We start from the raw sequence: 12600 nt of genomic DNA, 5'->3' as shown, positions 1-12600 counted from the left end.
ATTTGTAAAAGTCCTGAAACATACAAGCCAAAAGTTGGCAATGGAGCTATGAAAGATTTGTATTTAAAATTTATTATAGAGGTATCTAATGTAGAGAAAGTGACCTTAGTTGTTGACCCAACTGCGATATTTTTAACTAAAAAAGATGAAGAAAAAATATTAACAAATATCAATAAGTTAGACACTAAAATAGATACAACTAAAACAGAGTTAACAAGCAACATAGAAACTACTAAGACAGAGTTAAACACTAGAATAGGTGATACAACACTACTTGAAACAACAGAGAAAACAAATATAGTTAGTGCATTGAATGAGGTAAAAACTAGTGTAGATAGTATAGAAACAACAGCAGAGAAAACAAGTTATAATAATGCAACAAGTAATCTTACTGCTACAAATGTTCAAGGGGCAATAGATGAAGTCGTTGCAAAGATAGAAAAATTTAATAATGAAAATATAAATATACAAAATGATATGTTACCTATATAGAAAGGAGAGTGATGAAATGACTACGGAATGGAATTTTAATGCTTCAAATGGAGAACAAAATGTTACACTTAAGCCTGGTAAATATAAATTTGAATGTTGGGGTGCAAGAGGTGGTACAAGAGGTACTCCTTATGAAAGTGGATTTTATTATGGTTATGGTGGTTATTGTAGTGGTGAAATAACGTTAAAAAAAGAAACTACTTTATATCTTTATGCTGGTTTAGATGGTAGAAAAGATTATGGATTTAATGGTGGTGGTAGTGGTAGTAGTGCTTCTGGTGGTGGAGCTACTGACATAAGGCTTATTAATGGAACTTGGGATGATGAGAAAGGTCTTTTATCTAGGATAATTGTTGCAGGTGGTGGTGGTGGAACGGCAGACACATATAGAGGTGGCAACGGTGGTGGTTTAAAAGGTATGCCTGGTAGAGGTTGGAACGGAGAACCTTCTCATGGTGGTACACAATTCGAGGGTGGTCGTGGCACTACTGATGATGGTAAATGTGATGGTTCTTTTGGAAAAGGAGCTAAAAATAATAATCCTTCAATTTATACAGGTGGTGGTGGATGGTTTGGTGGTGCTTGTGCCGATAGTTCTGGAAAGGGAAGTGATGGAGGAAGTGGCTATATATTAACTAAAGATAGTTATAAACCGCCTGGATATACTCCAACTTCTGAATATTATTTTGAAAATGTAGTTATGGAAGTAGGTGGAAATACTACCGTTGTAAGTGGTTATTCAGATGGTCGTGCAAAAATAACATTACTTCAAGCATTACCTTTTTTAACTGTATCATCTTATAACTCAACTACTGCAACGTTTAAAGCAGACCACACAGACCCTACACTATTAACTAAAATAGAATATTTTATAGATGATGTATTGAAAGAAACTATCACAACAAATTTAACACTTGAAAAAACAATTAACTATACATTAGAAGATAATGCACTACACACACTTAAAATAGTTGTTACAGACAGTAGTAATACTACAGTAGAAAAAGTATTAAGTATAAGCAACGGAATTGCACCACTTCCTGCTGGTTCATGTCTTGAAGAGGTTACGAATAAATGGAAGGAGATTGGTACTGCTTTCAAAAATGGTAAGACTAGTATTGTAAATACTTTAGCACTTAAAAACGTTCCTGCTAGTTTAGATAATACATTAGTTGAGTTTTCTGAGAAGATAAAAACATTTTTTGATAATTCAGATGCTACTTCTGAGGAATTACAAAATCAAATTACAGAGCTTAATAATCAGTTAAGTCAACGTAAAAGATGGGCTAAAGGTACTGTTACTCGTGTTCCTACTGATTTCGCTCCTTGGACAATTAATACTAATTTAAGTTTTTCTCCCTCCTTTGTTTATATTACTTGTGATGTTACTTATTATAATTATTGTTATATTATATATTCTTGCAATTCTTCAAGAATACCTTGTGCATCCATTACTGGTAGTACTGGACTTACTTCTAATATAAATGTTATTAATAGTTCACAGTTTAAAGTTCGTTTTTATGTTGGTAATACTGAACAAACTAAACTTGATACTAGACCGAATTATAATGATATTACATGGTATGCTTTTGAATAATATGAAAGGTGGTAATTTAAATGAATAGAGAAAATAGAATAATTTATAACCAAGATGGAAAAATATTACTCCAAACAGGTGAAGCAACAGGTGACATATTAGAACATGATACAATAACAGAATTACATTTCTTAGATGTTGAATATGGAAGCATAGACTATAATAAACAGTATATAGATTCAATAAATCCAATTACAAAAGAACCTGTCTTAAAAGATGTAGAAATTATTTTAACAGATGAACAAAAGAGATTAAAAGCATTAGAAGAAGAACTAAGTATGTTAAAAGAAGAAAATAAAAATAGAGATAGGGAGATAGCAAACACAGCCTTTGAAGTAGAAAATATTAAATTAAATAATAATATTTAGGAGGAATTAACATGTATAACTTATTAAAATTAATGATAGAACAAAAGAACTATAGTACAAAGGAAGATTTACAACATAAAATGGATGTATTCTATGCAGTAAACAGGATTTCAGAAGAACAATATTTAGAATTAACAGGTTTATTAAATAAAGAAGAAACACCAGCAGAACCAACAGTATAGGAGGTTCTTTTTTTATTCCTAAAAATATATAAATTCATTTACATTTTGCCTACACTTCATCTACACTTTGCAGACGTTTGTGGTTTTAAAATTAGGTACAATAAAATCATAAATTAAGAAAGAGGTGGATTGAATGGCAACAGTTTATGAATTTAATTATACAGGAAGTGAACAAAGTGTTACATTAAAACCTGGAAAATATAAGCTTGAGTGTTGGGGCGCTAAAGGTGGTAATTGGGGAGGTGGAGAATGTGGTGCTGGCGGTTATTCTTATGGAGAACTTACATTAAAAAAAGAAGTAGTTTTATATATTTATACTGGCCAATTAGGATATGATGCAAATAATACTCTTGAAGTGTTCAATGGAGGAGGTTATGGAAAAGATTGTACTGGTGGAGGTGCTACCGATATAAGAATTATTGGAGGTGATTGGAATAGCGAAGAAGGATTGCTTTCTCGTATAATAGTTGCAGGTGGCTCAGGAGGCGGCGGTGGTGGTTGGAGTAGCGGTGTAGGCGGTGGTTATATAGGTGGCTATGGAAAAGGTTCTAATTCGGCATTTTCTTGTAGTGGTAGGCAAAATACAGGCGGAATGGCTTTAGAATTTAATAATGAAGGTCTCTTTGGTAAGGGTGGATGTCTAACAATTACTAATGTTCTTTCTCGCGGTGGTGGTGGCGGATGGTTTGGAGGTGCTTGTAGTGATACTGCTATGGGTGGAGGTGGTAGTGGCTATGTTTTAACTAGAGATAGTTATAAACCACAAGGGTATATACCTACATCTGAATATTGGTTAGAAAATGCTGATACTATTGCTGGCGGAAATACTAGCGGGACTTATGGTTATGCACAAATAACATTACTTCAAGCATTACCATTTTTGAACATATCTTCATATAACTCTACACAAGCAACATTTAAAGCAGACCACACAGACCCTACATTACTAACTAAAATAGAATACTTTATTGATGATGTATTAAAAGGAACTATCACAACAGATTTAACACTTGAAAAAACAATCAACTATACACTAGAAGATAATGCACTACACACACTTAAAATAGTCGTTACAGATAGTGCTAATGCAACTGCTGAAAAAGTTGTAAGTATAAGTAAGAATATAATGCCATTAGGTGACGATGCTAGTCTACAAGATATAGCAAGTAAAATTAAAGAAATGAAACATGGTTTAATAAATGGTAAAAATTCTATCATAAATGTATTGGCATTAAAGAATATTGAATCAAGTTTAAATAATTCTTTAGTGGAATTGTCAGAGAAGGTAAAAGAATCCTTTAATAGTTCAGACGCTAGTGTACAGGATTTAACAAATAAGTTAACACAAGCTAATAATACTATAACACAATTAAATGGTAGATATAAGATTGCTAGTGGGTTGACTGACTCCATTTATACATCCACTGTTGAAAAAGCTCTTGTATATAATTCAACATATGAAAAACAATTTTATAATTGGATTACCATTAGTAATTTAGGTTTTAAGCCTAATATTTTTTATGCTGAGTGTGATTATGTTAATAGTTATACTAAAAGTAAAAACAAACTCTTTGTTTTTGCATGTTGTGATTTATCTACTTCCTCTGGTAAAGATTTTATCTTTACTTGTGATATAAGTTTGAAAAGTACTGATAATGATTATACTACTACTTCTCATGGTCTTTACTATAATAATAAGCTTGATGTTAAATTTACTGATAATCTCATTCATATACCTGCTTTTACTACTGTTAATGCTGTTGCAAGTTATCATTGACGTGCTATTAAAATTTATTAAACAAATTAGGGGGCAACAAATAAATAGAGCAAATAGTAATATTATAATGCCTAAAAGTTAATAATAGAAAATTTTTATAAGGCTTAGATAACCTCTAAGTCTTATTTTAATACAAAATAAGGAGGTTTTCATGAATGAAGAACTTTTCAAAGACAATTTGAAACGACATGAAGTAACGATAAATAAACATAATGACGAAATAGACGAATTAAAAGTGGCAAATATAGAGTCTAAAGCAGAGTTAAAAGCATTGTGTGAGAACTTAAACTCACTTACAAGTATGCTAAAGTGGCTAATTGGAACAATGATTACAACATTAGTAGGATTCTTTATATTTGCAATACAGAGAGGAATATTTTAATTAGGAGGATAAGAGATGGATAATTTAATAAGTTTTATACCAGAGCAGTTACTAATTTTAGTTGCTGCTCTTTATGTTATAGGAGCAGGATGTAAGAAATATAAACAACTAGATAATAAATATATTCCAGTAGTGTTATTAGCACTTGGAATAGGTTTCTCAATATGGATGTTAGGATTAAATGCTGATGCAGTATTACAAGGTGTAATTTGTTGGGGTATATCAATAGGTATAAATCAAACTTACAAACAATTAAAGGATGGTGAAAAATAATGGTAGATATAATAAAGATGCTAACAAAGAAAAAGTGTTATCCAAATAAGAATAGCCCTAGGTTTATAGTAATTCATGAGACAGATAACGAGAGCAAGGGAGCAGATGCTAAAAGACATGCACAAGCACTCAACAAGGGTAACTTAGAAGCAAGTGTTCATTACTATGTAGATGATAAAGTAATATATCAAACACTATCTCATTCTGATGGAGCGTGGGCAGTTGGTAAGAGTTATGGTACTGCACTAATTCAAGGAGTTACAAACTATAATAGTATAAACATAGAAATATGTGTAAATCGTGATGGAAATTATACAAAAGCAAGACAAAATGCAATAGACTTAACTAAAAAGTTAATGAAAGATTTAAATATTAGTGCAGACAAAGTAATTAGGCATTATGATGCTAAGAAAAAATATTGTCCTCGTAAGATGCTTGATAATCCGAAATTGTGGGTAGATTTTAAAGATAAGATAAAAAATGGTGGGGGTGTGAATAGTATGATTAAGCATACAGTAGTTTATGAGGGAGAAGTTGACAAAGTTCTAGCACAAGTAATTAGTTGGAACTACAAAGAAAATGAATGTAGAGTATGTGATATAAAAGATTATGTACCAGGTCAAACGGAGAATTTATATGTTGTAGGTGGAGGAGCATGTAATAAGATAGGTTCTATAACTAAAGAAAGATATACTATGATAAAGGGAAATGATAGGTTTGATACTCTTTATAAAGCATTAGATTTTATTAATAGATAAAGTAAATATTTTATATGAAATAATTATGAATATATGGAAGAATATGTTTAATATAATTATTAATAAGGTATAAAGTTTTATAAATAAAACGATAAGGGGTGGATAATATGTTAATAAATGATAAAAGTTTTTATCCAAATAATATTTATCCAGCAATAGACTTTCTCAAGATAAAAAGACAATTAAAATTAATATACAAGAATGATTTATCAGATTGTGGAAGCATATGTATAATAGAAAGAAAAGACTATTCTATAAGCATAAATAGCATAGGTGAGATAAATATATATTATGATTCAAGATATGAAAATAAGATACAGAGTATAGTCGGTGAGATTGAACAGTTATTCAAGTCTCAAGTTAAAAATTTTAGTGTATCAAAATTTAAGCATTGATTATTAGGAAGGTAACAACTAAAATTAGTTGTTACCTTATTTTGGTATTTTTTAGAATCTTTTTAGTTTTTCTGGTATTTTTGGCTGATATACATGCCATAGTGAAGTTGTGTTTGCAGATAAAAATGCTGCAAACATAGCTAATACACTACAGGCTTTCATGAAGTGATATAGAATTTTTTTCATATTAACATCTCCCTATGATATTTTTTTATTTATAATAATCTGAATAATTAGTAATAAATTTATCCAAGATAAAGCTAAAAAAGTATATACAACATAATTGTATAAAGTTAAGTATTTGCAACCTAGAAAAACAATCAAGAATAAGGTGCTAGATATAACTCTTGAAATTAGCTTATTTTTTTTATATTTTGTTTCATTTAGCGGATTGTTCACATGACATACTGGAGCAAAAATAAAAATGCTCAGAAGGTTGAAACTAGACAATATCGCTAAAAATAATGGGATAGGGATAGAATTATTTAAAATTATTCCCAAAACCATAGAAATAAAAAAAATGCTATTGAAAATTAGGATACAGTTTTTGTTGTTAGCTGCATGATATCCTCCTGAAAATTGCCTTATCGTACAAAAAGATATTAAGAATACTATAGAATAAATAAATTTACCTAATATTAAACCTATTATTAACGAAATTAGAGTATTTAGTATAGAAGATAGTAAAATTTCTAACCCATAGGAGCAGATTTCTAAATCATCTTTTTCTATTACTTGATTTAAAACAAATAAAAAAGCTATTTTATCAGAACAAGATTTTATCATTTAACTTTCTCCTTAAATAATTTTATTAATAAATTATAGGTATTAAATATTCTCATATACAATATTTGAATCTTTTTGTGATTCTCTAATTGGTATCATCATATTTAAATAAAATAAATCTTCTGTGAAATCTATAGAAACTGCACCATCATATTTTTCTAAAGAATTTTTTATACTTTTTATTCCTAATCCATGAAATTCTTTATCTTCTTTTGTAGTCAAAAAATTATTGTTTTTTAATAAAATATTATTTGATTTTGTATTAGTAATTTTTATTGCAAAGAATTTATTTACTATCATTCCTTGTAATTTTATTTTTTTATCAGTGTTTTTGATTTTTTCACAAGCTTCAATTGCATTATCTAATGCATTTGCAAAGATAGAACATATATCTTCTTCTTTAATAAAATTACAATTGTTAAAGTTTATATTAATTGTGAAATCAATTCCTTTTTCTATACAAAGTTCTTTTTTTTCTGATAATATGATGTTTAAAGTAATATTTCCTGTATCAAATATATTGCTATATTCATCAAGCTTTTTTTCTATATCCTTTATGTAATTACTAGTATCAATATTTTTTTTATTCATTTCATTAATGCAAATAAGATGATTCTTCATATCATGGTTTAATTCTTTTGTCTTAAGATAATATTTTTTTATATTGCTATAATATTTATTTTCAGAATTTATTTTTTCTTGTAGTTTAGTTAATTCAATATATTTTTTATTACTTTTTAATATTTTAACTATGCTATAAATTAATGTTATATTAGAAAAAGTTAATAATAGTACCATGATTAAAATATCTAATCTAGTAGCAGAAGAAATATCTAGTAGTTTTAAGATATATTTATAAAATATAAAAAATGATATCATATTTGCGACTATTGGTATACACATATAAATTTCTTTTTTAGTAACTTGTAGATTACTAGATATAGATTTATAAATGTATAATAAAGTAATTAGAACTACATTTCCTAGCACTATAGTTTCATATCTATAAAAATTATCATTTAATAAAATATTCATAGAACTCAAATTATTTATTGAAACTATTGCTATCATACTTAATGCATTTATGCATACTAATATTGCCCAATAAGAAAATGAAACTATCAAACATTTGTAAAGATTAACCTCATAACTCAATTTATAAAAAATAAACATTACAAAAATGCATATTAATATTCTATTATCAGCACCAACATTAATATATAAAGTAGAAATAATAATAAAAGTGGAAATTAAAAAATATAAATTTATTAAACTAGTTTTGATTTTACTTGTATAATCAAATACTTTTTTACATGCCCAAATTTCTATAATAGAAGAAACAGTTGTTATAAAAAAATCTAACATAATAAAACTCTCCATAAGTTAAGTAATTTTGTATAAACTTCATTTAATAATACGAAAATAATTTGAAATTTTATAGTAATTATATCATAAAATAGGTTACCATGGGATAAAGTTGCTAAATATAACATATATATATATAAATAATTTTATCTGTATACATTATTATTAATATGAATAAGTAAAAGTTGTAATAATAAAATGAACTAAAATTATCATACTAAAACATAAGACATGTTATAATTATATTAGATATATACATTAACATACACCAAAGCACTCTTTTTATAGGAGTGCTTATTTTTTGAAATACATTAATATAATAAATATCAATAACCTTACTTAACATATCTTAAAAACGATTTAAATAGGTCCTTTCAGCAACCTAGAACGTATGATATAATAAAAAACAGAGTGGAAGGTATGCCAATTTTACTATAGCCTAATTGTGATGCAGATTTTTACCATAAAGATGATGATAACAAATAAGAGTGGTGTTAGCCACTCAAGGTCCCCTTTAGGGGATTTTTTATTTTGTACAAAATGGTAGAATATATATTATAGAAATGGAGGCAAAGTAGTGAGTAAGATAAATAATAAAAATAAAAGTTGGATTGAAAGGCATAAGATACTAACCATATTTATAAGTGTAATAGCAATTCTTATTATATGTATTGGCTTACCGTTGTTAATAAATAGGGTGTTATATTGGGATATAAGAACACATAATTCAACAGATGGTGAGTGGCTAAGTTTTTGGGGCAGTTTTTTAGGTGGTATATTTGGAGGGTTAGCAACATTAGGTGCTATATTGATAACTAGAGAAATGGCTAAAAAAGATAATGAAGAGTTAAAAGAAAGTATATCTAGGGAAAGAGAGCCTAAGGTTATTCCTATTAAGAAAAATGCATATTTGTATAAAACTTATGGTACTCCTTGTATGTTTAATGAAATTCAGATGCCAAACAAAGTTCCAATATGTTCAGATATTATAAAGTTAACACTTGTGAATGTAGGAAAAGAAGCGGCAATACAAATAGAAGTATTTTGGGAAAAACCTCAAAATATAGTTAAAACTAAGGATTTAACATATGAGGATTTAAAAGTATGTAATAAATTCTTTAACGAGTTTGATATAAATGAAAATATTAAAGTCGAGAAGGAATATATTTCTTCTTTACAAGAAGTTGAGATAGGTTTAAACACGTATACTGAAATGTATATTAGGGAATTATCGAGTGAACTTATAGATAATTTTAGAGAAAATAATAAACATGGTATATATATTAGGAAAAATATTAAGGTGGGTACAATTAACATTAAACGTAAGAATATATATGATGAAACCTATAATACATCATATGATATGGAAATATCAATATTTGAGATGGGTAAAAGTTATAAATTATATACTATAAATATAGACTTTAATTTGATTTAAGATATGGAGTAATTTTGTCTTTTTCTTATTTCAAATTTCAATAATCTATATAAATACTCAAGAAGATTATTTGAGCTATCTTAAAAACTATTGTATTAGCTATTTTTTAATCAATAATTTATGATATAATAAAAAAATAGAAGTGTATTCGCAGTACACTTCTATATCTGTAACTAAGCATTCTCATGTTGGGGAGTGCTTTTTTCATTTCTCCAAACAATGTTATTTCCTTCATCAACAATTATCAAATCAATCTTATTATCTTTCAATATTTCTGTTGCAGTACAAATGAGATTATCTAAGTCAAAACTTCGAGTTATTTCTAATTGCTTGTTATTTATTACTCTTTTTAGTATATAAGTCTTAAAACACATTTATATCACCTCTTGTATTTACTCTTTTTTCTCTAAAAATATATTGATAAGTAAATATGCAACAAATAAAAAAATCTCAATGATGCATAATGTTATAGCTATAACTAGAAGTGATTGATTTTTCCATGCACTATAAGCTATGATGAAAAGAAATGTAAAGGCACATAATGTATAATTCATAATTTTAACTAATATATGACTTGTTTTCATTGTTAAATATAAGTCTCTTTCATCTGCATTATCGTGCAATTCTTCAACAATGCCTTTTCTTGAAAAAGCATTGTAAAAATTAAAGATTGCTATTGTAATTAAAAGGAATGATGAAATTAGGAATCTTTGTTCTTTTAAAATGCAGTAAATAACTATACTAACACAACATAACATAGAAGCTATAATACCTACTATAAAACCTCGTCTATTCTTTACTTTCATGTTTTTTGTCGTCCATTTCTTTATTTTCTTTTAAACAACATAGTTCTTCAACCGTTGTATCAAATACTTGTGCTATACGGTAGGCAAGCATAAGAGAAGGATTATATTGCTCTTTTTCAATAGAAATAATTGTTCTGTTTGATACATGGACTAAATCAGCAAGTTGTTGCTGTGTTAGACCCATATTTGTTCGAAATTCTCGTACTTTTGTTTTCATTCCATACCCTCTTTCTATATGAAGCTAACTTCATGTGAAGTCAACTTCATAATATCCTAAAATAAGTAAAATGTCAATTTCTTTTAGAGGAAAGATAAAAATAATCTAAAACGTAGAATATATGGTAAATTTTACCTGTAGTTTTTGTGTTAAAAAGCTCCTATTATTAGTTTAAGTTAGATTTTAGGTTTTATAGAAAGAAGGAATATATTATGATAAATAAGAAATTACCAGATGCAGAATTAAAAATCATGAAATTCATTTGGAACTCAGGTTATAAAACTGTAACATCGAAGGATGTTGCAGATGAGATAGAAAAAATATATGGCTGGAAACATACAACTACAATTACGCTTTTAACAAGGTTAACTAAAAAAGGTTTTTTAATCTCTCAGAGAATTGGAAAACATGTACATTATACAGTATTAGTGAAAGAAAAAGAATATTTGAAATTAGAAGGTAAAAGAATTTTTGGAGGTTTACATAACAATCCTTTATCAGAACTTATTTCAAAATTACATGATGGAGAAGAAATAACAGAAGACAAAATAACAGAAATAGGGGACTGGATAAAAAGTTGGAAGGATGAAGATTAATAAATGAAAGGTAGCGACGAATATAAGTGCTACCTTTTTTCTGTGGATAATATTGGGGATAAGTTGTGGAAAACTTATGTAAATACTATGTATAAAATGTTTTGCTGACATTTAACTGACAAAAGCATATAAAAAGATATGAATATATTGGAATAACAACATTTACAAATAAAGATATGGTATAGTACTAATGTCAACAACAAAGAGTAAATAATTATAAATTTTATTAAATAATAGTAAATTCAAGTGTTTTATAAGTAGATTTTATTATATATATTGCTGATATTTAACTGACTAATAAAAAAAGTACTTAAAATGGCATTTAGCTGACTATTATTTGAATAATATTTTACTTATATTTTCACATGCTTCTTTGTCCATTTCTTCTAATAAGTAATAATATCTATTCATATTTATTTTTATATCTGCATGCCTAATCTTCCTGAAACAGATTTTATATTAGTACTTATTTATATAAAGTGAACTTCATATTATAAAAGGAGTATTCAATGAAAACTAAAATTAAAATATTAAGAATTTCCATTGGAATGACACAACGACAACTTGCTGATTTAGTTTATGTGAGCGAGAGAACAATTATTTCTATAGAAAAAGAACAGTATGCTCCTTCGCTCATGCTTGCTTATCGTATTTCAGAGGTATTTGGCACAACAGTAGAAGATTTATGCTATCTTAAAGAAAATAAAGAGTTGGAGGATAAACAATATGAAAATTTATAATAAAAAAGGTTTTACCTTTGGTGTTTTGGCTACAATATTAGGAATATGTAGTTTAACAAAAGATATTATATATCCTGAAGATTGGCTAACACTGCAAATTAAGCATGTTGTATTTTCTATAATAATTTTATTATTTGGGATTATAACTCTTATTCGGGCATTTTCTAAAAAAGCTACACAAGAAGATAGGATTGAATCTATGGATGAAAGAAATCGTCTTATAAAGTTAAAAAGTGAAGCTAAGAGTGGAAATATTATGTTTTGGATTACAACAATTATTAGTATATGTAGCTTTTTATTTTATTATTTAACAGAAAATATATTGTATATGTTTATTTTTATTCCAATTGCAATTCTAAGCATGATGTACATTATTATAGAGTTTATTTCATACTTATATTATGAAAAGCGTGAATAAAAATATATCA

At 27.4% G+C, this 12600-nt stretch carries 19 protein-coding genes; 13 read left to right on the top strand and 6 right to left on the bottom strand.

Going from position 1 to position 12600, the window contains the following annotated elements; translation table 11 throughout:
- The 9 genes from Q3223_RS18770 to Q3223_RS18730 form a co-directional block, all read left to right on the top strand.
- On the top strand, positions 1–492 hold a 492-nt coding region (locus Q3223_RS18770), incomplete at its 5' end, for a phage tail protein (RefSeq protein WP_407812388.1).
- 16 nt (positions 493–508) lie between these two features.
- Entirely contained in the window at positions 509–2089 is a 1581-nt protein-coding gene (locus tag Q3223_RS18765) for a glycine rich domain-containing protein (protein WP_407812387.1), read from the top strand.
- A 20-nt stretch (positions 2090–2109) separates the two neighbouring features.
- A complete protein-coding gene (locus tag Q3223_RS18760; RefSeq protein WP_407812386.1) occupies positions 2110–2457 on the top strand; it encodes a hypothetical protein in 348 nt (115 codons plus the stop codon).
- Between the two features lie 11 nt (positions 2458–2468).
- Positions 2469–2639, top strand: coding sequence for a hypothetical protein (locus tag Q3223_RS18755; protein WP_407812385.1), 171 nt, complete (start codon positions 2469–2471; stop codon positions 2637–2639).
- Between the two features lie 133 nt (positions 2640–2772).
- Positions 2773–4416, top strand: coding sequence for a glycine rich domain-containing protein (locus Q3223_RS18750; protein WP_407812384.1), 1644 nt, complete (start codon positions 2773–2775; stop codon positions 4414–4416).
- Positions 4417–4567: 151 nt separating this feature from the next.
- The gene (locus tag Q3223_RS18745; RefSeq protein ID WP_021384792.1) at positions 4568–4798 is read left to right on the top strand and encodes a hemolysin XhlA family protein; all 231 of its coding nucleotides are present in this window, start codon (positions 4568–4570) and stop codon (positions 4796–4798) included.
- Between the two features lie 15 nt (positions 4799–4813).
- Entirely contained in the window at positions 4814–5071 is a 258-nt protein-coding gene (locus tag Q3223_RS18740) for a phage holin family protein (protein ID WP_407812383.1), read from the top strand.
- Positions 5071–5829: an N-acetylmuramoyl-L-alanine amidase family protein gene (locus tag Q3223_RS18735; RefSeq protein ID WP_407812382.1), complete on the top strand. Its 759-nt coding sequence runs from the start codon at positions 5071–5073 to the stop codon at positions 5827–5829. The genes Q3223_RS18740 and Q3223_RS18735 overlap by 1 nt, the downstream gene beginning before the upstream one ends.
- 107 nt (positions 5830–5936) lie before the next feature.
- The gene (locus Q3223_RS18730) at positions 5937–6224 is read left to right on the top strand and encodes a hypothetical protein (RefSeq protein WP_407812381.1); all 288 of its coding nucleotides are present in this window, start codon (positions 5937–5939) and stop codon (positions 6222–6224) included.
- Positions 6225–6275: 51 nt separating this feature from the next.
- Here the strand turns inward: Q3223_RS18730 and Q3223_RS18725 are convergent, their stop codons facing one another.
- From Q3223_RS18725 to Q3223_RS18715, 3 genes are read right to left on the bottom strand one after another with little or no spacing between them, the layout of a single operon-like run.
- Positions 6276–6410, bottom strand: coding sequence for a cyclic lactone autoinducer peptide (locus Q3223_RS18725; RefSeq protein ID WP_074178951.1), 135 nt, complete (start codon positions 6408–6410; stop codon positions 6276–6278).
- Between the two features lie 12 nt (positions 6411–6422).
- Positions 6423–7010 carry an accessory gene regulator ArgB-like protein gene (locus tag Q3223_RS18720; RefSeq protein ID WP_407812380.1) on the bottom strand — a complete coding sequence of 196 codons (588 nt, stop codon included), beginning with the start codon at positions 7008–7010 and terminating at the stop codon, positions 6423–6425.
- A gap of 42 nt (positions 7011–7052) precedes the next feature.
- Positions 7053–8375: a sensor histidine kinase gene (locus Q3223_RS18715; protein ID WP_227832638.1), complete on the bottom strand. Its 1323-nt coding sequence runs from the start codon at positions 8373–8375 to the stop codon at positions 7053–7055.
- A 577-nt stretch (positions 8376–8952) separates the two neighbouring features.
- On the opposite strand from Q3223_RS18715, the gene Q3223_RS18710 reads away from it, so the two are divergent.
- Entirely contained in the window at positions 8953–9813 is an 861-nt protein-coding gene (locus Q3223_RS18710; RefSeq protein WP_407812379.1) for a hypothetical protein, read from the top strand.
- Positions 9814–9986: 173 nt separating this feature from the next.
- Here the strand turns inward: Q3223_RS18710 and Q3223_RS18705 are convergent, their stop codons facing one another.
- Genes Q3223_RS18705 through Q3223_RS18695 form a run of 3 tightly spaced genes read right to left on the bottom strand, consistent with a single transcriptional unit; the run spans position 9987 to position 10836 of the window.
- Positions 9987–10187 (bottom strand): hypothetical protein, encoded by a 201-nt coding sequence (locus tag Q3223_RS18705; RefSeq protein WP_407812378.1) that lies wholly within the window; start codon positions 10185–10187, stop codon positions 9987–9989.
- Between the two features lie 18 nt (positions 10188–10205).
- The gene (locus Q3223_RS18700) at positions 10206–10619 is read right to left on the bottom strand and encodes a hypothetical protein (protein ID WP_074178955.1); all 414 of its coding nucleotides are present in this window, start codon (positions 10617–10619) and stop codon (positions 10206–10208) included.
- Positions 10603–10836, bottom strand: a complete 234-nt coding sequence (locus Q3223_RS18695; RefSeq protein ID WP_407812377.1) for a helix-turn-helix transcriptional regulator — start codon at positions 10834–10836, stop codon at positions 10603–10605. Before Q3223_RS18695 ends, Q3223_RS18700 begins: the two co-directional genes overlap by 17 nt.
- 212 nt (positions 10837–11048) lie before the next feature.
- Between Q3223_RS18695 and Q3223_RS18690 the strand changes: the two genes are divergently transcribed.
- The 3 genes from Q3223_RS18690 (at position 11049) to Q3223_RS18680 (ending at position 12590) form a co-directional block, all read left to right on the top strand.
- A complete protein-coding gene (locus tag Q3223_RS18690; RefSeq protein WP_074178957.1) occupies positions 11049–11432 on the top strand; it encodes a BlaI/MecI/CopY family transcriptional regulator in 384 nt (127 codons plus the stop codon).
- Positions 11433–11941: 509 nt separating this feature from the next.
- Complete coding sequence (locus Q3223_RS18685) at positions 11942–12172, top strand: helix-turn-helix transcriptional regulator (protein ID WP_054269899.1); 231 nt, start codon at positions 11942–11944, stop codon at positions 12170–12172.
- The gene (locus tag Q3223_RS18680; RefSeq protein WP_054269900.1) at positions 12159–12590 is read left to right on the top strand and encodes a hypothetical protein; all 432 of its coding nucleotides are present in this window, start codon (positions 12159–12161) and stop codon (positions 12588–12590) included. Before Q3223_RS18685 ends, Q3223_RS18680 begins: the two co-directional genes overlap by 14 nt.
- Positions 12591–12600 lie beyond the last annotated feature (10 nt).

Origin of the sequence: Clostridioides sp. GD02367 (genome assembly GCF_045900275.1) — a bacterium.
Taxonomy (GTDB): Bacteria; Bacillota; Clostridia; order Peptostreptococcales; family Peptostreptococcaceae; genus Clostridioides; species Clostridioides difficile_A.
The sequence above is the reverse complement of the archived record's forward strand: the minus strand, read 5'-3'. Positions and strand labels throughout refer to the sequence as shown.

Excerpts from the sequence above, each read along its gene's own strand:
- Q3223_RS18745 (WP_021384792.1), top strand. The coding sequence starts at position 4,568 with ATGAATGAAGAACTTTTCAAAGACAATTTGAAACGACATGAAGTAACG.
- Q3223_RS18720 (WP_407812380.1), bottom strand. The coding sequence starts at position 7,010 with ATGATAAAATCTTGTTCTGATAAAATAGCTTTTTTATTTGTTTTAAAT.
- Q3223_RS18755 (WP_407812385.1), top strand. The coding sequence starts at position 2,469 with ATGTATAACTTATTAAAATTAATGATAGAACAAAAGAACTATAGTACA.
- Q3223_RS18690 (WP_074178957.1), top strand. The coding sequence starts at position 11,049 with ATGATAAATAAGAAATTACCAGATGCAGAATTAAAAATCATGAAATTC.
- Q3223_RS18725 (WP_074178951.1), bottom strand. The coding sequence starts at position 6,410 with ATGAAAAAAATTCTATATCACTTCATGAAAGCCTGTAGTGTATTAGCT.
- Q3223_RS18685 (WP_054269899.1), top strand. The coding sequence starts at position 11,942 with ATGAAAACTAAAATTAAAATATTAAGAATTTCCATTGGAATGACACAA.
- Q3223_RS18705 (WP_407812378.1), bottom strand. The coding sequence starts at position 10,187 with ATGTGTTTTAAGACTTATATACTAAAAAGAGTAATAAATAACAAGCAA.
- Q3223_RS18765 (WP_407812387.1), top strand. The coding sequence starts at position 509 with ATGACTACGGAATGGAATTTTAATGCTTCAAATGGAGAACAAAATGTT.
- Q3223_RS18700 (WP_074178955.1), bottom strand. The coding sequence starts at position 10,619 with ATGAAAGTAAAGAATAGACGAGGTTTTATAGTAGGTATTATAGCTTCT.
- Q3223_RS18680 (WP_054269900.1), top strand. The coding sequence starts at position 12,159 with ATGAAAATTTATAATAAAAAAGGTTTTACCTTTGGTGTTTTGGCTACA.
- Q3223_RS18735 (WP_407812382.1), top strand. The coding sequence starts at position 5,071 with ATGGTAGATATAATAAAGATGCTAACAAAGAAAAAGTGTTATCCAAAT.
- Q3223_RS18730 (WP_407812381.1), top strand. The coding sequence starts at position 5,937 with ATGTTAATAAATGATAAAAGTTTTTATCCAAATAATATTTATCCAGCA.
- Q3223_RS18695 (WP_407812377.1), bottom strand. The coding sequence starts at position 10,836 with ATGAAAACAAAAGTACGAGAATTTCGAACAAATATGGGTCTAACACAG.
- Q3223_RS18740 (WP_407812383.1), top strand. The coding sequence starts at position 4,814 with ATGGATAATTTAATAAGTTTTATACCAGAGCAGTTACTAATTTTAGTT.
- Q3223_RS18715 (WP_227832638.1), bottom strand. The coding sequence starts at position 8,375 with ATGTTAGATTTTTTTATAACAACTGTTTCTTCTATTATAGAAATTTGG.
- Q3223_RS18750 (WP_407812384.1), top strand. The coding sequence starts at position 2,773 with ATGGCAACAGTTTATGAATTTAATTATACAGGAAGTGAACAAAGTGTT.
- Q3223_RS18760 (WP_407812386.1), top strand. The coding sequence starts at position 2,110 with ATGAATAGAGAAAATAGAATAATTTATAACCAAGATGGAAAAATATTA.